General features: G+C 73.6%; 17 protein-coding genes. 10 read left to right on the top strand and 7 right to left on the bottom strand.

Features of this window, described 5'->3' with window-relative positions; all coding sequences use genetic code 11:
- Positions 1-2: 2 nt before the first annotated feature.
- From ACH34R_RS30570 to ACH34R_RS30595, 6 genes are all read left to right on the top strand, one after another.
- Positions 3-1877, top strand: a complete 1875-nt coding sequence (locus ACH34R_RS30570; protein ID WP_397564982.1) for an AMP-dependent synthetase/ligase — start codon at positions 3-5, stop codon at positions 1875-1877.
- A gap of 91 nt (positions 1878-1968) precedes the next feature.
- On the top strand, positions 1969-4131 hold the full coding sequence (locus ACH34R_RS30575) for a hypothetical protein (RefSeq protein WP_397564983.1): 2163 nt from the start codon (positions 1969-1971) through the stop codon (positions 4129-4131).
- A gap of 129 nt (positions 4132-4260) precedes the next feature.
- Complete coding sequence (locus ACH34R_RS30580) at positions 4261-4779, top strand: hypothetical protein (RefSeq protein ID WP_397564984.1); 519 nt, start codon at positions 4261-4263, stop codon at positions 4777-4779.
- 143 nt (positions 4780-4922) lie between these two features.
- The gene (locus tag ACH34R_RS30585; protein ID WP_397564985.1) at positions 4923-5321 is read left to right on the top strand and encodes a DUF3224 domain-containing protein; all 399 of its coding nucleotides are present in this window, start codon (positions 4923-4925) and stop codon (positions 5319-5321) included.
- A 448-nt stretch (positions 5322-5769) separates the two neighbouring features.
- A complete protein-coding gene (locus ACH34R_RS30590) occupies positions 5770-9135 on the top strand; it encodes a SpoIIE family protein phosphatase (protein WP_397564986.1) in 3366 nt (1121 codons plus the stop codon).
- The gene (locus ACH34R_RS30595) at positions 9132-9491 is read left to right on the top strand and encodes an STAS domain-containing protein (protein ID WP_397564987.1); all 360 of its coding nucleotides are present in this window, start codon (positions 9132-9134) and stop codon (positions 9489-9491) included. The genes ACH34R_RS30590 and ACH34R_RS30595 overlap by 4 nt, the downstream gene beginning before the upstream one ends.
- 129 nt (positions 9492-9620) lie before the next feature.
- On the opposite strand, the gene ACH34R_RS30600 is transcribed toward ACH34R_RS30595, so the two are convergent.
- From ACH34R_RS30600 to ACH34R_RS30610, 3 genes are read right to left on the bottom strand one after another with little or no spacing between them, the layout of a single operon-like run.
- A complete protein-coding gene (locus ACH34R_RS30600; protein ID WP_397564988.1) occupies positions 9621-10634 on the bottom strand; it encodes an NAD(P)/FAD-dependent oxidoreductase in 1014 nt (337 codons plus the stop codon).
- On the bottom strand, positions 10631-11158 hold the full coding sequence (locus ACH34R_RS30605) for an isoprenylcysteine carboxyl methyltransferase family protein (RefSeq protein ID WP_397564989.1): 528 nt from the start codon (positions 11156-11158) through the stop codon (positions 10631-10633). The genes ACH34R_RS30600 and ACH34R_RS30605 overlap by 4 nt, the downstream gene beginning before the upstream one ends.
- A 21-nt stretch (positions 11159-11179) precedes the next feature.
- The gene (locus ACH34R_RS30610) at positions 11180-12244 is read right to left on the bottom strand and encodes a type III polyketide synthase (RefSeq protein WP_397564990.1); all 1065 of its coding nucleotides are present in this window, start codon (positions 12242-12244) and stop codon (positions 11180-11182) included.
- A 143-nt stretch (positions 12245-12387) separates the two neighbouring features.
- Here ACH34R_RS30610 and ACH34R_RS30615 point away from each other — a divergent pair, with 143 nt between their 5' ends.
- Positions 12388-13227, top strand: coding sequence for a UbiA family prenyltransferase (locus ACH34R_RS30615; RefSeq protein WP_397564991.1), 840 nt, complete (start codon positions 12388-12390; stop codon positions 13225-13227).
- 21 nt (positions 13228-13248) lie between these two features.
- Here ACH34R_RS30615 and ACH34R_RS30620 read toward each other — a convergent pair whose 3' ends face one another.
- Together ACH34R_RS30620 and ACH34R_RS30625 are read right to left on the bottom strand one after the other, a co-directional pair.
- The gene (locus ACH34R_RS30620; protein ID WP_397564992.1) at positions 13249-13584 is read right to left on the bottom strand and encodes a hypothetical protein; all 336 of its coding nucleotides are present in this window, start codon (positions 13582-13584) and stop codon (positions 13249-13251) included.
- Positions 13581-13709: a hypothetical protein gene (locus tag ACH34R_RS30625; protein ID WP_397564993.1), complete on the bottom strand. Its 129-nt coding sequence runs from the start codon at positions 13707-13709 to the stop codon at positions 13581-13583. The genes ACH34R_RS30620 and ACH34R_RS30625 overlap by 4 nt, the downstream gene beginning before the upstream one ends.
- Positions 13710-13825: 116 nt before the next feature.
- Between ACH34R_RS30625 and ACH34R_RS30630 the strand changes: the two genes are divergently transcribed.
- On the top strand, positions 13826-14335 hold the full coding sequence (locus ACH34R_RS30630) for a GNAT family N-acetyltransferase (RefSeq protein WP_397564994.1): 510 nt from the start codon (positions 13826-13828) through the stop codon (positions 14333-14335).
- On the opposite strand, the gene ACH34R_RS30635 is transcribed toward ACH34R_RS30630, so the two are convergent.
- Complete coding sequence (locus ACH34R_RS30635) at positions 14305-14907, bottom strand: TetR/AcrR family transcriptional regulator (RefSeq protein WP_397564995.1); 603 nt, start codon at positions 14905-14907, stop codon at positions 14305-14307. The genes ACH34R_RS30630 and ACH34R_RS30635 overlap by 31 nt on opposite strands.
- 78 nt (positions 14908-14985) lie before the next feature.
- On the opposite strand from ACH34R_RS30635, the gene ACH34R_RS30640 reads away from it, so the two are divergent.
- The gene (locus tag ACH34R_RS30640; protein WP_397564996.1) at positions 14986-16770 is read left to right on the top strand and encodes an ABC transporter ATP-binding protein; all 1785 of its coding nucleotides are present in this window, start codon (positions 14986-14988) and stop codon (positions 16768-16770) included.
- On the opposite strand, the gene ACH34R_RS30645 is transcribed toward ACH34R_RS30640, so the two are convergent.
- Complete coding sequence (locus ACH34R_RS30645) at positions 16758-17912, bottom strand: RtcB family protein (RefSeq protein WP_397564997.1); 1155 nt, start codon at positions 17910-17912, stop codon at positions 16758-16760. The genes ACH34R_RS30640 and ACH34R_RS30645 overlap by 13 nt on opposite strands.
- Positions 17913-18114: 202 nt before the next feature.
- Here ACH34R_RS30645 and moaA point away from each other — a divergent pair, with 202 nt between their 5' ends.
- Entirely contained in the window at positions 18115-19104 is a 990-nt protein-coding gene (moaA, locus tag ACH34R_RS30650; protein ID WP_397565169.1) for a GTP 3',8-cyclase MoaA, read from the top strand.
- Positions 19105-19379: the final 275 nt, after the last annotated feature.

The raw sequence follows: 19379 nt of genomic DNA on the forward strand, positions 1-19379 counted from the left end.
CCATGGCCGGTGCCCGGGTACGCGAGGAGCGGGCCGAGATCGAGGCGGAGGTCGCCGGCCGTACGCTCTGCGAACGGCTCGCATGGGTCGCGCGCGCCCACCCGGACGCGCCCGCCTACTCCGACCCGGTCGCGGGCGGATGGTCGACGATCACCTACGCCCAGGCCAGGGAGCGGGTCCTGGACATCGCCGCCGGGTTCGCGGCGATCGGGGTCGAGCCGGGCGACACGGTGGCGCTGATGATGGCCAACCGCAGTGAGTACGTCCTGGCCGACCTCGGCGCGGTCCACGCGGGCGCCGTCCCGTGCTCGGTGTACGCCACGTTCGCGCCCGAGCAGGTCGGCTTCGTGGCCGCGCACGTCGGCGCGAAGGCGGCCGTCCTCGGCGGCCCGGCCGACCTCGCCCGCTGGGAGCCGATGCTCGGCCGGCTGCCCGCGCTGCGCCGGATCGTGATGCTCGAAGGCGTGCCCGCGTCAGGTCCGTTCGTCTCCTGGGAGGAACTTCTCGGGCTCGGCCGGGCGCTGCGCGCCGCCCGTCCCGCCGCCGTGGAGTCCCGCTGGCGTGCCGTGACACCGCAGAGCGTGGCGACCGTCCTGTACACCTCCGGCACCACGGGCGATCCCAAAGGCGTGCCGCTCACGCACGCCAGCGTGGCCTACCAGGTCGCCGTCGTCGAGCGCATGACCGAACTGCCCGGCCTGGCCTCCCAGATCTCCTACCTCACCTATGCCCACGCGGCCGAGCGCGTGCTGAGCCTGTACTTTCCGCTGTCCAAGGGCTCCCACGTCCACTTCTGCCCGGACCTCGCCGACCTGGGGCAGACCCTCGCGCGGGTCAGGCCCGTGATGTTCCTGGGCGTGCCGAGGATCTGGGAGAAGCTGGCGGCGCGGCTGCGCGCGGTGTTCGCCGCCGAACCGCCCGCGCGGCGCGAACGGGTGCGCGCGGCGATGGCCGCGGGCCTGGCCCACATCGAGGGCGCGCAGTACGGCCGGACCTCCACCGCCGAGACCGAGGCGGCCTACCGGGAGGCGGACCGCGCGGTCCTTTCCGACGTACGCGCCATGCTCGGGCTCGGCCGCGCCCGCTGGGCCGCCACCGCCGCCGCGCCGATGCCGCCGGACGTCCAGCGTTTCTTCGCCGGGCTCGGCCTGAACGTGCTCAGCCTGTACGGCATGACAGAGACCGCGGGCGCGATCACCGCGAACACCCCCTCCTGCCACCGGCTTGGCACGGTCGGCAGGCCAGGGCCGGGCGTGGAGGTCCGCATCGCGGACGACGGTGAGATCCTCACCCGCAGCCCGCTCAACACGGCCGGGTACCTCGGCGATCCCGGGGCCACGGCCGCGCTGCTGGACTCCGCCGGCTGGCTGCACACCGGCGACCTGGGGAGCATGGACCCCGACGGGTTCGTGACGGTCGTCGATCGGAAGAAGGAGCTGATCATCACCTCCGGCGGGGAGAACATCTCCCCGGCCGCGATCGAGAACCTGCTGAAGGAGCATCCGCTGATCGGCCAGGCCCTCGCCTGCGGCGACGGCCGCCCGCACCCGGTCGCCGTGCTCACCCTGGACGCGGAGTCCGCGCCGGCGTGGGCCCGTGCGCGGGGCATCGCGGCGGACTCCTTGCCCGGGCTCGCCGCGCATCCTGAGGTGCTGGCGGAGGTGGCGGCGGCGGTCGTCGCCGCGAACGCCCGGCTGGCCCAGGTCCAGCAGGTCAAGCACTGGCGGCTGGTCCCGGCCGAGTGGACCGTGGAGACCGGGGAGCTGACGCCGAGCCTGAAGCTGAAGCGGCAGGTGATCCATGCGAAGTACGCGGATGTGATCGACTCCATGTATCCGGGGCATTCAGGGCATTCGGGGTATCCGGCCTTACCGTAACGCGTCCGGTGCGGGGGCGATCGGGGGTTTTGCCGTGCCGGGTGTGTGTCGGGGGCTCTGGCATTACCTGGCGGTTCATACCGTCTTGATCATGACTCAGAGACTTCTTCTCACCTCATTCGCGGCGGGCGCGCTCGTCGCGCCCATGCTCGTGCAGGCGACACCCGCCGCGGCTGAGGAGCTGGAGATCGGCTCGATCACGGTACGGCCCGCGCATCCGGTCGTCGGGGCGAAAGGGTCCGTGCGCATGGTGATCGATGTGGTGGCGCGTGGCGCGGTCGGACGTGACGGCGTCACCATCAAGGTCGAACCGGGACGTCCGGAGCCACCGGCTCCGCCTCCCGAGCGGCCCGGCGGCCCTGACGACTCCACCGATCCCGGCTCAACGGCCCCTGATCCCGCCGATCCGGACTCAACGGCTCCCGACCCCGCCGATCCGGGCACGGCCCCGGACCCACGCCCTGACCCGCGCCCCGACCCCAGATCCGAACCCCGGCCCGACCCGCGTCCTGATCCGAGAAGCGAACCCCGGCCCGACCCGCGTCCTGACCGTCCGGCCCCGCGGCCGATGGGGCCGCGTCCCCGCCCGCAGGACCCCGGCCAGGGAAGTCCCCGGCCGCCCGGCGTACCTCCCGCGGCTCCGGAGGACTCCGCGCAGGAGCAGATCCCGGCCGATCCCGGCCCGCAGGACCCGGCGGGCGAGCCGGGCGGCTCCCAGCAGCCCGCGCACTCCGGGCACGAGCCCACGATCCGGCCCGCGACTCCTGGACAGACCACTTCTCCCACCCGGCCGGCCGAGTTCACGCCTCCCATGCGGCCAGAGGAGTTCGGCAGGCCCGGCCTGATCGGCCGGTCCGGCCGTTCCGTGCTGCCCGCGCGCCTCGCCCGGCCGGACGCCGGCATGGCGAACCCGAATCCGCCGCAGGACGCGGCAGAGCCCGGCAGGGCGGCCAAGAAGCGGCAGAAGACGCACTCCGGCAGGCCCGCCCATCATGACCTGCCCGAGTGGGCGGTCCGGCCCGGCCGCTCCGATCGTCCGGGCAGGGACGAGACGAGCGCGCCGCCCGCCCGCCCCGATCGCCCGAACAGGGGCCCGGTGAGCATGCCCGGCCGCCCCGATCTCCCGGCCGGCGATGAGGCCGCGGTGCCGAGCCGTCCGGGCAGGGGGCCGGTGGGCATGCCGGGTCGTCCGGATCGTACGGGTAGGGATGAGGCCGCGGTGCCGAGCCGTCCGGGCAGGGGGCCGGTGGGCATGCCGGGCCGTCCGGATCGTACGGGTAGGGATGAGGCCGCGGTGCCGAGCCGTCCGGGCAGGGGGCCGGTGGGCATGCCGGGCCGTCCGGATCGTACGGACAGGGACCAGGCCGGGATGCCGGGTCGGTCGGACAGGGGGCCGGTGGGCGTGCCCGGGCGTGCCGACAGGGGGGACAGGGAGCAGGGCGTCGAGCGGGGACATGCGGAACGTGGCGTGTCGCCGGGGCGTACGGATCGGGCCGGGAAGGAGCGGGAGCGCGCCGACCGGATGGCGGCCCCGGCCGGGGCCGGGCGTCCCGACCTGCCGCCCGCGCGGCCCGTACGACCCGCGCTGCCCCAGGAAAGGCCGCTGCGCCCCATCCATCCCGCGGTGCCGCCGACAGGTGACCGGTACCCCGTGGTGCCGCACCGGGGCCACACCCACCCCACCGTGCCGCAGCAGGACATCGAGCCCGGAGGGACGCTGGCGCCCGCGATGCCCGGGGCGGCGATCCACCACACCGCCTACGCCACCGCCCGGCTGGCCTCCGACTGGCGTACCTGGCGGTTCCTGCCGGCCAAGGCGCTGGACCGCAGGTACCCGGCGGGCCGCTGGACCGTCACCGCGACCGCGCACGGCGCGGGCGGCGAGGAGGTCACCGCGCGCACCTCGTTCTGGCTGCGCAGGGAGACCCGGCTGACCTCCGCCGAGGCGGTGCCGGCGGGCGGCGGCCGGGCCGGCAAGGTCCGGGTGCGGGGCGTGCTCACCCGGGTCGACCCCAAGGGCCTGCTCGACTACGCGCCCTTCCCCGAGCAGGAGGTCGTGATCGAGTTCAGGCGTCCGGACGGCGTGCAGTGGACCCGCCTCGCCACCGTGACGACCGACCGCCGGGGCCGTTTCGCCCGTACCGTCTCAGCCCCCTCGGCCTCGGCCGGGACCGGGCAGTGGCGGGTCAGGTACACCGGGAGCGGGCGTTACGCCGGGAAGATCGCTGATCTGAGGAACCCACCGCAAAGATAGGCAAGCCCATGGATCTGTCGTGACCAAATCGTGATCATCGTCCGTACAACATCTGAGATGGCTTACCCGTCCTTGGTTACAGGTATGCATCCTGAGGCATGCCTTTTCCATTGGGGAGAGGAAGTCACCATGTTGCGACGTACCGTAGCGGTCACCGTCGCGGCGGCGGCCCTGGGAGCCTTCGGGCTCGCCACGGCCGCCCCCGCGGCGGCCGACAACCCGGTCGACGTCGGGCAGACGCAGTTGTCGTTCGACGCCGGCCCTGAGCCCATCCACAGGGGGCGCACCCTGCACCTCCGCGGCAAGCTCAAGGTCGAGTGCAGCGACGACTACGTCGACGGTCTCACATATGTGATCCGCTCCGACTCCTGCGATGACCAGGAGCGGTGGCACCGGCTCGGCTGGAAGGAGATCGACATCCTCTTCCAGCCGAAGGGTTCGTACAGGTGGCACCACGTGGAGTCGGTGAGGACCCGCGGCGACGGCTCGTTCTCGACCGCCGTCCGGGCCCGCTGGTCCGGCACGTGGCGCGCGGTCTTCGACGGGGCGCGGCACCTCACGCCCGCCGAGGCCAGCGACTACGTCAAGGTCTACGGCGGGAACCGCTATGACGGTGACCCCGTCCGGCCGGGCGGCTCCGGCCGATAACCGGTAGTAGTCGCGGACTGGCCGTCATCGGCCACGGAACGCCCGGCTCTCCGGAGCCGGGCGTTCGCGTTTTACCAAGCCGGGGGACGTTCGCCGCGCATACCTGACGGCATCTGACAGGTACGGCGGGCAGCATCCCTCTCATGGTGAGCGCGAGCGGCGTATTCAACGTCGACACATGGGACGAGGACAAGTACGACGAGCGTGAGGGGGCCAAGCTCGCCCGCGTCCGCGTGGGCAAGACCTTCCAGGGGGATCTTGAGGGCACGAGCACGACCGACATCATCACGGTGGTGTCCGGCGACGACGCCCCGCTGGCCTACTCCGGCATCGAGCGTTTCACCGGCGCGGCGTCCGGCCGTCAGGGCTCGTTCGTCCTCCAGCACACCGCCACGGCCGGACCGGGCGGCGAGGGCGAACTGGTCTGGCGGATCGTGACCGGCACCGGCACCGGCGAACTGACCGGCATCCGCGGCGAGGGGCGGATCGACATCGCCCCGGACGGCACGCACTCCTATGTCCTCGAATACGAACTGGGCTGAGCCGTCCGGAAAGAATGCCCGGCGTTCGGGAGAGAAATCCCTTTCCCTGGGATTTGCCGGGCGGAATGTGTAAATTGACCGGATCTATAACCGGGTGACATACCCGCTCTCGCCGGGAGCGTCCCGAGCGAAACCTTCCATCTAACCATGCTCGTACGTCCAAGGGATTACGCGCCGGGGGATCTTCTGGGCCCCGGTGCGGCTGCGGGGGCGGCGTACGCGGGCACATGGGCCGGGCTCTCTAGAGAACTCCCAGGTGGATGGGGTTGTCGGTATTCGGGCGATAAATCCCGCATAGGGGTTGATCGTGGATTATTGCGGAATAGTAGGTAGGGGGAAATCCGCGGGATTAATTTTCTAACGCCCGGGCGTAGTCGGAGTGGCCGATGCTAATGTCTTCTCGTCGTAATTCGGCTTTTCGATCCCTACGCGAGACAAGGCTCGTGGGATGCCAGCAAGATCAGTCTCCAGTCGCGCCCGGGCGGAGAGCGTGCCGTACCTCGCCCTGTTCGCCGGACCCGGCGAGACCGCCCGGGCGCTGCGCGCGATCGACTGGGCGACGACGCCCCTGGGCGAGCCCGGCGACTGGCCCGAAGGGCTGCGGACGGGGCTTTCCATCAGCCTGGGCGCGGTCGTGCCGATGGCGGTCCTGTGGGGCCGCGATCTCCGCCAGATCCACAACGACGCCTGCCTGCCCCTGCTCGGCCCGGCGCGGGCGGCGGGCGCGCTGCTGCGGCCCGCCGCCGAGTGCTGGTCGCCGGTGTGGGCGGCGCTGGGCCCGCTCGCCGAGCGGGTGATGCGCGACGGCGCGGCGGGCAGGATCTGCGGCCAGGTCCTCCGCGTGCCGTCCCCCGCCGATCAGGGGCTCGACGGCGAGCGGGTCTACACGATCTGCTGCGCGCCGCTGCCGGGCCGCGAGGGCCGGGCCGGCGGTGTGCTCTGCACCTTCCACGACACCACCGGCGCCCCGCCGTACACCGAGGCGGGCCCCCTGGCGCCGCGCCCGCGAAGCGCACCGGCCGACCCGCCGGCCGTCGTGCGCGACGAGCGGGTTCTGCTGGTCGTCGACGACTCCGAGATGCGCGACTACCTGGAGCGCATCCTCGGTGAGCACTGGACGACCCGCTCGGTGACCAGCGGCAGGGAGGCGATCGACCTCATCAGGACGGAGCGGTTCGGCATGGTGCTGGCCGACTCCGACGCGCCCCAGAGCGACGGCGTCGATCTGGTCGGCGAGATCCGCGCCGACCCCGCGACCGAGCCGCTGCCCGTGGTGCTGCTCTCGGCCCGCCCGGGCGAGGAGGCGGCCGGCGGCCTGCGCACCAGGGCCGACGACTACCTGATCAAACCCTTCTCCGGCGCCGAGCTGGTGGCCAGGGTCGGCGCCCACCTGATCATGGGGCGACTCCGCCGCACCCGCGAGATCCGCCTGTCGCCCGGGGAGGAGGGGTTCCGGGCGCTCGCCGATGCCGCGCCCGCGCTGGTGTGGGCCGCCGACGCCGCCAGGCGCTGCGAGTTCGTCAATCGCGCGTGGTGCGAGTACACCGGGCGCGCCGCCGAGCAGGAGGTCGGCCACGGCTGGATGGACGGCGTGCATCCCGGCGACCTGCCGCTGATCTCCGGCACGACGCACGACGAGTACGCCCGGCTCGGGCCGTTCGACCTCGAATACCGGCTCCGCCGCGCCGACGGCTCCTACGGCTGGCTCGCGGTCCGCGGCGTGCCGAGAGTGGACCGCGACGGCCGGTTCGCCGGGTTCGTCGGGGCCTGTGTGGACATCACCCGGCGCAAACGGCACCAGGAGCGCCTGGGCGTTCTCGCCGAGATCACCACGGGACTCGACGGCACCGATGCGCTGAGCGACCGGCTGACCAGGGCGGGCACGATCCTGACCACCCGGTTCGCCGAGCAGTGCACCGTCGAGGTGAGCGGCCCCGACTCCCGCACCTGGCGGCTCATGCACGCCAGGGCGGACGCGGGCGAGCCGGAGGTGCGGGTGCCGGCCGAGACGCTGGAGCGCTGGCTGGAGGCGGGCGCGCAGCCGTGCCCCACGCCCGGCCCGCCCGGTTCCTGCCCGGACACCCCGAACACCATCGTCAGCCCGATCACCGTCCACGGCCGCGTCCTCGGCGCGCTCACCCTCGTCGGCGGCGACGGCCGCGCGCCCTACGACGGCGAGGACCGCATGATCGCCGCCGAGCTGGCCCGGCGGCTGGCCCTGCACCTGGACTACGCGCGGCTGCTCCACGTCGAGCGCCTGGCCCGCCGTACGGTCGAGTCCGCCGCGGCGCGCAGCGCCCGGTTGCAGGAGATCACCGCGAGCCTGTCCCGGGCGCTCACCGTGGAGCAGGTGGCGAGCGCGGTCGCCGCGCACGCCAAGGCGGTGCTCGACGCCGACGCGGTGGTGGTCATGCCCACCGCGGGCCGTTCGCTGACCACGGTGGCGGTGGCGGCGGCCGGGGATGAGGCGTGGGCCGCCGAGCCGGCCCACGCCGCCGACCACCCACTGGCGCGGGCGATGTGCGACCGCACGCCGCGCTGGACGGCGGGCGGCGCGGCGGGGCTCGCCTCACTGCCGCTCGCGGTGGGCACCCAGGTGGTCGGCGGCCTCGCCGTACGGCTGGCCGAGCCGCGCGAGTTCACCGCCGAGGAGCAGGAGGAGCTGACCGCCATCGCCGGCCTCGGCGCGTACGCGCTGCAGCGGGCCGACCGCTTCGACACCGAGCACCGGATGGCCGCCACCCTCCAGCGCAGCCTGCTGCCCGACCGGCTGCCCAGCGTGCCGGGGCTCACCACCTGGGCCAAGTACCTCACGGCCAGCGCCGAGGTGACCGTCGGCGGCGACTGGTACGACCTGGTCCCGCTGGAGGACGACCGGGTCGCGGTGGTGATCGGCGACGTGTCCGGCAACGGGGTGACCGCGGCCTCCATCATGGGGCAGATGCGCAGCACCCTGTCCGCCTACCTCCTGGAGGGCCACGATCCCGCCACGGCGCTGGCCAAGAGCGCGCGGGTGGCCGAACGGCTCGGCCCCGAGCTGATGACCACCGTCTGCTGCGGCGTCCTGCACCTTTCCAGCGGCCGGTTCGACTACGCCAACGCGGGTCATCCGCCGCCGCTGGTGCGCTTCCCGGACGGGCGGGTCCGGGCGCTGCGCAGCGCCGTCGCCCCGCCGCTCGGCGTGGGCGGGCCGGACGACTACGGCCTTTTCACCGAGACACTGCCGCCCGGCTCGGTCCTCGTCATGTACACCGACGGGCTGGTCGAGCGCCGGGGCGAGCCGATCGACCTCGGGATGCGCCGCCTGTCCGCCCGGCTGTCCACCGCGCCCTCCTCGCTGGACCGCCTGGGAGAGCGGCTGATCTCGCTGGTCGGGCCGCCGGGCAGTGACGACACGGCGGTGCTGCTGATCCGCACCAGCGGCTCGCCGCTCGATCTGGAGCTGGAGGTGCCCGCCGCGCGCGGCGACCTGGGCGACCTGCGTCACCGCCTGTCGCGCTGGCTGCGGGTGGCGCACCTGACCAGGCTGGAGGAGTACGAGTTCCTGCTGGCGTGCAGCGAGGCGGTGGCCAACGCGGCCGAGCACGGCCACCGGTTCGGCGACGGGGCGATCTCGGTCAGCGGGCAGATCACCGCCAGCCTGGTGACGATCAAGGTAAGGGACGGCGGCGGGTGGCGCGACCCGCGGCCGTCCGACCGGGGCAGGGGCCTCGCGCTGATGCGCGCGGTGATGGACTCGGTGAGCATCGACCAGACGGGCGAAGGCACGACGGTGCGGATGCGCCGCCGCTTACGAGGCAAGGAGCTGGCGTGACCTCGGCGAGATTCGTCATCCGCAGCTCCGCCGGCCACGCCGAGCCGGCGGTGCCCGGCGAGATCGACGCGGCCAACACGGCGGAGCTGCACGACGCGGTCAGCCGGGCCGGGCCCGAGCACGGCGTCTGCGTCATCGACCTGACCCGCGCGACCTGCCTGGACAGCGCGGGCATCAACCCCCTCTTCCGGCTGCATCGGGAGCTGACCCGGGCCGGCGTCAGGCTGCACGTGGTCGCGCCGACCGGCTCATGCCCGCGCTACGCGCTCAACGTGGCCCGCGCCCACGACATCCCGCAGGTCCACGACGGCCTCGCCGCCGCCCGCACCTACGTCGACGATCACGCCACGACTTGAGCCCCCCGGCGACCAGCCCGTCCGAGCCCGGTCACCGGCGAGACGCGCCGGTTCCGGCGGGCGGGCGAGCCGCCGGACGCGGTGCTCGACCGGTTCGCCGACGGCGACGGCGTGGAGTGGTGACGCGGGTCAGGCGAGGAGGTTGATCGCGGTGCGGAAGACGGCGGGGAGACGCTGGGCCGCCGGGACGATGGCCCTGGCTCCGCCGGGCACGCGGGTGGCCCACAGCAGGCCCTCGGTGAGCAGCCGGTGCCTTCGCGACAGCCGCCGCCACGCCGCCTCGTACGCCTGCGGACGTCCGGCCAGCAGGCAGCCGACCAACGCCCGCGCCGACAGCACCGCGAGTGAGACGCCCTCCCCGGTGAGCGCGTCCGTGTAGCCTGCGGCGTCTCCGACCAGCAGCACCCGCCCCGCCACCCGGGCGCGGGCCCGCCGCCGCAACGGACCTGCCCCGCGGACCTTGCCGTCAGGCGGTCCGGACAGGCGGGCGCGCAGCGCCGGGAATCGGGCCAGGTGCTCGTCGAAGGCCAGGCGCTGCGAGCTGAGCACGGCCACGCCGACCAGGCCGTCACCGACCGGGGTCACGTACGCCTCGCCGCCCGGCGCCCAGTGCACCTCGACGAAGTCGGTCCAGGGGGCGACGCGGTAGTGGCGGCGCAGGCCGTACCTGCGGGGCCGGGTGTCCGGGACGTCCAGCCCGAGCGCGGCGCGCAGCGGCGAGCGCAGGCCGTCGGCGGCGACGAGCCACCGGCAGCTCATCCCGCCCGCGTGGACGCCCGTGTGGTCCTGGCTCAGCCGGTCGATCCGGCCGCGGACGATCCGCACCCCGAGTTCTTCGGCCCGCCGGTGCAGGACGGCGTGCAGCGCGGTACGCCGTACGCCCAGGCCGGGGCCTTCGTCGAAGTCGGCCTGCGCCTGGTGCGCGGGCGTCAGGTAGCGGATGCCGCGCAGCGGCCTGCCCTGCGGGAAGACGCCCATCGCGCGCAGCGCGGCGAGGCCCGTCGGCATCAGCCCCTCACCGCACGCCTTGTCCACCGGCGCGTCCCTCGGCTCGACCACCACGGCCTCCATCCCGGCCAGCGCCGCGTGGACGGCGGTGGCCAGGCCCGCCGGGCCGCCACCGGCGACCAGCACGTCGATCACGGCGCGGCGGGCGCCGAGGCGGTGGTCAGCGCGGCCTCCTCACCGCGGATCCGCACGGCCATCAGGGCCGCGTTGAGCGCGGTGAAGGCCACCGCGGTGACCCACGCGCCGTGGACCAGCGGCAGCGCCGCCCCCTCCACGGCCACCGCGACGTAGTTGGGGTGGCGCAGGTACCGGTACGGCCCGCCGGTGACCAGCGGCAGCCCCGGGATCACCACCACCTGGGTGTTCCAGCGCCGCCCGAGCGTGGCCACGCACCACCAGCGCAGTCCCTGCGCGGCGATGACCAGCGCGAGCATCGGCCAGCCCAGCGCGGGCGCGAACGACCGCCCGGCCAGCGCCACCTCCAGCGGGCAGGCCACCAGCAGCCCGGTGTGCAGGACCACCATCCACGGATAGTGGCCCCGCCCGCTGACCACCCCGCCGCGGGCCAGGCTCCAGCGCAGGTTACGGCGGGCGACCACCAGCTCGGCGAGGCGTTCGGCCCCGACGAGCAGGATCAGGACGAGGTATCCGGTCGGCATGGCACGACCCTATGCCCTGGGTCACCAGCGCAGCAGGACCAACTCGGCGCAGAATCCCGGGCCCATCGCGATGAGCAGCCCGGCGGTGCCGGGCGGGGGCGGTGGGCGCAGCCGCAGCGTGTCGTGCAGCACGTGCAGCACCGACGCCGAGGAGAGGTTGCCGATGGCGGCGAGCGAACGCCAGGTCACGTCGAGCGCGCCGGGCGGCAGGCGCAGGGTCTCCGCGACGGCCTCCAGCACCTTGGGGCCGCCGGGGTGGCACACCCACGCGGTGATGTCGGCGGTGGTCAGGCCGTGGTCGGCCAGGAAGCCGTGTACGTCTTCGGCGAGGTAGGCGCGCACGACGTCGGGGACGCTCGCGTCGAGAACCACCCGAAAGCCGGTGTCGCGGACGTCCCAGCCCATCACGTGGCCGGACTCGGGGTAGAGCCGGCTGCGGGTGGCGACGATCTGCGGGCCCTGCCCGCGCCCGCCCGCGGCCTGGTCGCCGCGGACCACCACGGCGGCGGCCCCGTCGCCGAACAGCGCGCCGGCGACGAGGTTGGCCACCGAGGCGTCCTCGCGTTGGATGGTGAGCGAGCACAGCTCCACGGAGAGCAGCACGGCCACATCGCCGGGGTGGCCGAGGAGGTAGTCGTGCAGCCGGGCCAGGCCCGCCGCGCCGGCCACGCAGCCCAGGCCGAACACCGGGATCCGCTTGAGGTCGGGGCGCATGCCGAGCCGGACGGCCAGGCGGGCGTCCACGGACGGGGCGGCGATGCCGGTCACCGAGGTGAACATGATCAGGTCCACGTCGCGGGGGGTGAGGCCGGCCGCGGTGAGCGCGGCGCCGATCGCCTCGGCCCCGAGGTCCACCGCGGTGTCGATGAAGACCGAGTTGGCCGCGCCGAAGCCGTCCAGCTTGGCGTAGCGCTCCAGGGGCAGGGCCAGGTTGCGGTGCTCGACCTGGGCGCTCGCGTGCAGGCGGCGCAGCAGCCGGCGGTCGGCGCCCACCGGCAGGCACAGGCCGGCGAAGGCGTCGGTGATCTCGTCCTGTGGGTAGCGGTTGGGTGGGAGGGCTCCCCGAACGGCGGCGATTTGCGGCATCTGTGGTAGTTCCCCCCGGTTCAAGGTCAATGATTTTCAGCGTACGTCCCCGTCCCGGCGGTCAGGGGGCTCCGAGCGCCCCGGCGCGCCCGGCGCTTCGCGGACGCGCCCGCCGAGCGCCTGCGCGCTCTACGATCGGCCAGATGACGACCATCGCGGTCCGGCGTGTCACGGGGCTCGCCGGAGCCTGCCATCCGGGCCCGACCGTCGTGGTGACCGGGCTGGTCACGGCGCTGGCCGCGATCGCCGGGCGCGATCCGGCGGGCTGCGTCCTGGTCGGCGCGGCGGTGCTGACCGGGCAGCTTTCCATCGGGTGGGGCAACGACGCCGTGGACGCCGGGAGGGACGCGGCGGCGGGCCGTACGGACAAACCCGCGGTCCGCGGCGCGGTCGATGGCCGTGTGGTGCGGGCGGCGGCCGTGGCCGCGCTGGCCTGCTGCGTGCCGCTGTCGCTGGCCGCAGGGCCGGCGGCGGGCGCGGCACACCTGCTCGGCGTCGGCGCGGGGTGGGCCTACAACCTCGGGCTCAAGGCGACCGCGCTGTCCTTCCTGCCGTACGCGGCCGGATTCGCCGCGCTGCCCGTGTTCGTCGCGCTCGGCCTGCCGGGCGCGCCCGGGCCCGCCTGGTGGGCGGTGCTCGCCGCCGCGCTGCTCGGCGTGGGCGCGCACCTGGCCAATGTGCTGCCCGACATCGACGACGATCTGGCCGCGGGCGTGCGCGGCGGGCCGCAGCGACTGGGCCGCGCCCGGACCCGGGCGCTCCTTCCCGTCCCGCTGCTGGCCGCCACCGCGCTGCTCGTGCTCGGCCCGCCCGGCGGCCCCGGCCCGGCCGGCTGGGCGAGCCTGCCCATCGCGGTCGCGGCCACCGCGACCGGCCTCACGGCGGCCCGCCGCCACCCCCGCGCCCCGTTCTGGGCGGCCGTCGCGGTGGCGGCGGTGGACGTGGCGCTGCTGCTGGCCGCGGGTGGCGACATCACCGTCTGAGGGCGGCCCCCGTGCGTACCGTCAGGGCCGGATCCGCAGGGTGCGGGTCTGGTAGCGGCCCAGTTCCACCATGACCGTGCCGCCGTCCAGCGGCAGTGGCGCGCCGTTCTCCTCAAGCGGCGAGGAGTCCAGGACCGCCCCGGCCGGTACGGCGAGGCGCAGCGGCCCGGTGCCGCGCAGCCGTACGATCACGCCGTCGCCCTCGTCGGCGGGCTTGAGTGAGCTCTCCACGCCCAGCCCCTCGGGAACCTCCGCGAAGCGGCCCGAGGCCGCGCCGAGCCGCCACTGGCCGCGCGAGCGCGGCGTGCCCCTCCTCGACCGCCCCACCCGCCACGGGATGGCACGGAACCGGGTCATATACCCCGCGCCCCGCCGAAGTCGTCGATCGTCACCACGTCCGCGCCGATGCCGTGCGGCGGGCGGCTGCAGAACACGACGGAGGTGCCCCGGGTGAGGTCGCCGGCCAGGTAGCCGTGACGCATTCATGGCGCGGGGCGGCCCGGCGCGTCCGTGATCGGCGGGCGCGCGCCGGGCGCCGCCGCGCGCATGAGGGAAGTCATCACTACCTCCGTCGTTCCCATTTATGTAATGTGCTCTCGTGGAAGAGATCATTACATATGTCGAGATGACCGACGTGGCGGAACTGCGGCCGGGCCGCCCGGTGGCCGAGGTGACGCTGGAATGGGCCCCGCCCGGCTCGCCGCACATCGTGCCGGCGCACGTGCGGGTCGGTGAGCCGTACGAGTGGCGGAGCGCACTGCGCTCACCGGAGGAGTGGGCGGGGCAGCTGGCCGACCCGCGACGGCGGTTCTGGCTGGTCAAGCATGGCGACGACATCGCCGGGATCGTTCATCTGCGGGTCGGCGACGGGGGCGACGTGGAGATCGACTCCTTCGGGCTGGTGCCCGAGTACGTCGGCAAGGGGATCGGCGGGCACGCCCTCACCCTGGCGGTACGGCAGGCGTGGGCGGCCACCGGCCCGTACGGCGAGCCCACCCGCAGGGTCTGGCTGCACACCTCCACCCGCGACCACCCCAACGCGCTGGCCAACTACGAGCGCCGCGGCTTCCGGCCCTTCTACTCCCGCGCCAGGGAACTGCCCGGCTGAGCGGGCGGCGCGATCGACTTGGCCAGGCTGCGCAGGCAGAGCGCCAGCGCCATGTGCCGGGGCGCGCCGGACGCGCGGGCATGCTCCCAGGCGATGTAGAGCAGGCCCCACAGGAGGTTCTGTACCCACTCGGGCGGCATCTCCGGATCGATCGAGCCTTCGGCGTGCCCGCGCTCGACCAGCCGCAGCACCGTGCGGTCGGACTCGGACTCCTCCTCCCACTCCGGGCCCTGCATGAGCGTGGGCTCGTTGAACAGCAGCGTGAGGACCTCGCCCAGCTCGAAGTACTCCTGGCACAGGCGGTCGAGCGCCTCGGTGGCGGTGCCCTCGCCGAGGCGGGCGCGCAGCGTCGCGGTCTCGATCTTGTCGAGTGAGTCGCGGGAGATCGCGGCGACCAGGTCGGACCGCTCGGGGTAGTAGCGATGGATGGTGGTGCGGCCCACTCCGGCGGCCGCCGCCACGTCGCTCAGCGACGCGCCGGAGTTCTTCGACAGCACGGCGACGGCCGCGTCGAGGATCGCCCGCCTGGTGCGCGTGCGCGTGCGGGTCTCGGCCTCCTGCTCACCTTCCATATCCCCGAAGTTAATCATAGGCGTTCCGATGTGAAACTCGTTTGACACTAGTGGAACATTGCTGTTCCATTAGTGTCCATGACTGTTCCGGAAGCTCGTCGCTTTTCGCGCCTCCGCATCCTGTGGTCCTTCGCTCGCCCCTACCGGCGGACGCTGGCAGGCGGGCTGCTGCTCGCCCTGGCCGGTTCGGCGATGAGCCTGGCCACCCCGATGGTCACCAAGTGGGTGCTCGACTCCCTCGGCGCGTCGATGTCGCTCGGCGGCCCGGTGACGGCCCTGCTCGGGCTGCTGGTGTTCGGCGCGCTGATCTGGACCTGGCAGTGGATCGTGCTCGGCACGATGGGGGAGCGGGTCGTGCTCGACGCCCGGGCCGCCATGGTGCGCAGGTTCTTCCGCGCCACCGTCCCCGCCATCACCGCGCGCTCGCCCGGCGAGCTGGTCACCAGGGTCACCTCCGACACCGTGCTGCTGCGCGAGGCGGCCTCCTCCAGCGTCATCGCGCTGATCAACGGTGCCGTCACGTTGATCGGCACGCTGGTCCTGATGGCCGTCCTGGACGTGGCCCTGCTCGGCGCCACGGTGGCGGCGGTGGCCGTGGTCGCCGTCCTGTTCGGCGTCCTGATGCCCGGCATCGCCAAGGCGCAGGAGCGCGCACAGGAGCACGTCGGGCGGATGGGCGGCGCGCTTGAGGGCGCGCTGCGCGCGATCCGCACGGTCAAGGCCGGCCGCGCCGGCGAGCGCCAGGCCGGCCGGATCGTGGCCGACGCAGAGAAGTCGGCCGAATTCGGCATCCGGGCCCTGCGCAGGGAGGCCATCGCCTGGACCGTCGCCTGGTCGGGCGTCCAGTTCGCGATCATCATGATCCTCGCCCTCGGGGCCTGGCGGGTCGGCGCGGGGCTGCTGGAGGTGTCCAGCCTGATCGCCTTCCTGCTCTACGCCTTCGGGCTGATGGAGCCCATCACCGAGCTCAGCCAGAACATCACGGCTCTGCAGTCGGGGATCGCCGCCGCCGGGCGCATCCGCGAGGTCGACGCGCTCGACGTGGAGCCGGACGCGCCCGCCGCGTCGGCCGTACGGCAGGGCCGGCCCGATCCGCGACCCGCCGGGGACGGGCCCGTCATCGAGCTGCGCGGCGTCACCGCCGCCTACGGCCCCGGCCTGGAGCCCGCGCTGCGCGGCGTCGATCTCGCCATTCCCAGGCGCGGCCACATCGCGATCGTCGGCCCCTCCGGCGCGGGCAAGACGACCTTGTTCTCCCTCATCCTGCGCTTCCTGGAACCGCAGGAGGGCGAGCTGCTGATGTACGGCCGGCCGTACCGCGAGCAGGCCCACGACGACCTGCGGGCCCGGCTCGCGTACGTCGAGCAGGACACCCCCGTCGTGCCCGGCACGATCGGCGACAACCTGCTCCACGCCCATCCCGGCGCCACGCCCGAAGAGGTGCGCCGGGTGCTCGCGGAGGTCCGCCTTACCGACAAGATCGACTCCCTGGACGAGGGCCTGGACACCCCGCTGTCCGGTTCGTCACTGTCCGGCGGGCAGCGCCAGCGGATCGCGCTGGCCCGCGCCCTGCTGCGTACCTCCGACGTGCTGCTCCTGGACGAGGCCACCGCCCAGCTCGACGGCCTCACCGAGGCCGCCGTCCAGGACTGCATCCGCGACCGCGCCAGGTCCGGGGCGGTCGTCACGATCGCCCACCGGCTCTCCACGGTGATCGACGCCGACACCATCATCGTGATGGAGGACGGCCGGATCCGGGCCACCGGCGGCCACGAGGAACTGCTTGCCGCCGACGCGCTCTACCGCGAGCTCGTCAAGGCCCTGCGCATCGCGGCCCCCGTGACCGCCGATCAGCCCTTGTAGTTGAAGATCTGACGCAGCGTGTGGCGGATCTCGACCAGGTCGCGCTGGTCCTCCATCACCTGGTCGATGGGCTTGTACGCCTCCGGGTGCTCATCGACCAGCGCCGCCGCGCGGTCCGCGTTCCAGGTGCGGCCCGCCATCGCCTGCATCAGCGAGGACGCCGTCAGCTCCCGCTTGGCCCGCCCGCGCGACATCCGGCGGCCGGCGCCGTGCGCGCAGGAGTTGTAGGAGTCGGGGTTGCCGCGCCCGCGCACGATGTAGGACCGCGTCCCCATCGAACCCGGGATCACGCCCTCGTCGCCCACGTCGGCCTTGATCGCGCCCTTGCGGGTGATCCACAGCCGCTTGCCGTGGTGGGTCTCCGCCTGGGTGAAGTTGTGGTGGCAGTTGATCGTGCGCAGCCGGGTGCCCTTGCCCACGACCCGGAACAGCGCGTTGACCAGCACCTTGTCCATCCGCGCACGAGAGGCCATGGCATAGCGCTGGGACCAGAGCATGTCCTTGATGTAGGCGTCGAACTCGGCGGTGCCCTGGGTGAAGTAGGCGAGGTCGGGGTCTTCCAGGCCCAGCGCCTGCTCGCGCATCAGCTTCTTGGCGCCCGTGATGTGCATGGTCGCGAGCTGGTTGCCGATGCCGCGCGAGCCGGAGTGCAGCACCGTCCAGACCTGGTCGCGCTCGTCGAGGCAGACCTCGACGAAGTGGTTGCCCGAGCCGAGCGTCCCGAACTGGTCGGCCACCTTCGCGTGCTGGCGGGAGGTCAGGCCGGTGTGCGGCAGCCCCAGATCGTCCAGCGCGCGGTCCACCGCCGGGTCGCCGTGGCCCTTGCCCACGCCCGCCGGGATGCGCTTTTCCACCAGCGGCATCAGTGCGTCGAGCGAGGCGGGCAGGTCGGCGGCGGTGAGCGAGGTCTCGGTGGCGACCATGCCGCAGCCGATGTCCACCCCGACCGCGGACGGGATGATCGCCCCCTCGGTCGGGATCACCGATCCGACGGTCGCGCCGATGCCGACGTGCGCGTCGGGCATGAGCGCGACATGGCCGGACACGATGGGCAGCCGGGCCGCGCGGGCGGCCTGCGCGATCGCGCCTTCGTCGATCTCGCTGGCCCACGACAGCAGGTTGGGCGCGGGCTGGTTCGGCATCATGGTCTCCTCGGTAGTGCTCCCGTCCAGTCTGCCCAGGGGCGGGTCAAGATCCCACTGGTTTTCCGACGCCCCGCTTTACAGAAGAGGGCTCCGGTGCTCAAGGACGCGCCGCACGGCCCGGAGAGGCAGGAAGAATCGCCGATGCGGGGAAGAAAACCGGCTTCCCGTAATCTTCCAGTTAAGGATGGAGGTGAGGCCCGTGCTGCTGGACTCGTTCGGCCGGGTGGCCACCGATCTGCGGGTGTCGCTCACGGATCGGTGCAATCTTCGGTGCACCTACTGCATGCCTCCGGAGGGGCTCGACTGGCTTCCCAAGCCCGAGCTGCTCACCGCGGAGGAGATCATGCGGCTGGTCGCGATCGGAGTCGAGCGGCTGGGCATCACGGAAGTCCGCTACACCGGCGGTGAGCCGCTGCTCAGACGTGAGCTCACCGAGATCGTGGCCCGTACCACCGGCCTGCGCCCGCGCCCGCAGGTGTCACTGACGACCAACGGCATCGGCCTGGCCCGGCTGGCCGGCGCGCTCGCCGGGGCGGGCCTGGATCGCGTCAACGTCTCCCTCGACACCTTGGACAAGGACGTCTTCGTCCGGCTGGCGCACCGCGACCGGCTGCGCGACGTGCTCGCCGGGCTTTCCGGCGCGGCCGAGGCGGGGCTGCTGCCGGTCAAGGTCAACACCGTCCTGATGCGCGGGATCAACGATCACGAGGCGGTCGCGTTGCTGGAGTTCTGCCTGGAGCGGGGCTATGAGCTGCGGTTCATCGAGCAGATGCCGCTGGACGCCCAGCACGGCTGGACCCGCGAGGGCATGGTGACCGCCGATGAGATCCTGGCCGTTCTTTCCGCCCGCTTCGACCTGACCCCCGCCGACCCGGTGGAGCGCGGCAGCGCGCCCGCCGAGCTGTTCCTCGTGGACGGCGGCCCGGCCAGGGTGGGCGTGATCGGATCGGTCACCCGGCCGTTCTGCGGGGCCTGCGACCGGGTCCGGATCACCGCCGACGGCCAGGTCCGCAACTGCCTGTTCGCCACCGAGGAGTCCGACCTGCGGGGGGCGATGCGCGCGGGGGCCTCCGACGCCGAACTCGCCGAACGCTGGAAGGCGGCGGTCAGGGGCAAGCGCGCGGGGCACGGCATCGACGACCCCAGCTTCCTGCAGCCGGCCCGCCCGATGTCGGCAATCGGCGGCTGACCCACCATGCCCCCCGCCGCCCCAGCACCGGGTTCATCGGCGGGCTCTGGAGGGGGCGCAGCGGGCGGCCCAGCGGCGACCCATAGGCCGGTACAGGAGCGGGCCGATCGGCAGGCCCGGCGTCGGGGACATCGGCGGATATAGGAACGGGCGCGGAGGGCGGACCCGCGGAGGGCTCGGCGGTGGGTACGGGAACGGGTGTGACGGGTAGCTCAGCGGTGGGCGCATCGGCCGGTATAGGAACGGGCGCCGCGAGTGCATCGGCGGGTCCGGCG

This window comes from Spongiactinospora sp. 9N601, from assembly GCF_044326295.1.
In the GTDB taxonomy this organism is placed as follows: domain Bacteria; phylum Actinomycetota; class Actinomycetes; order Streptosporangiales; family Streptosporangiaceae; genus Spongiactinospora; species Spongiactinospora gelatinilytica.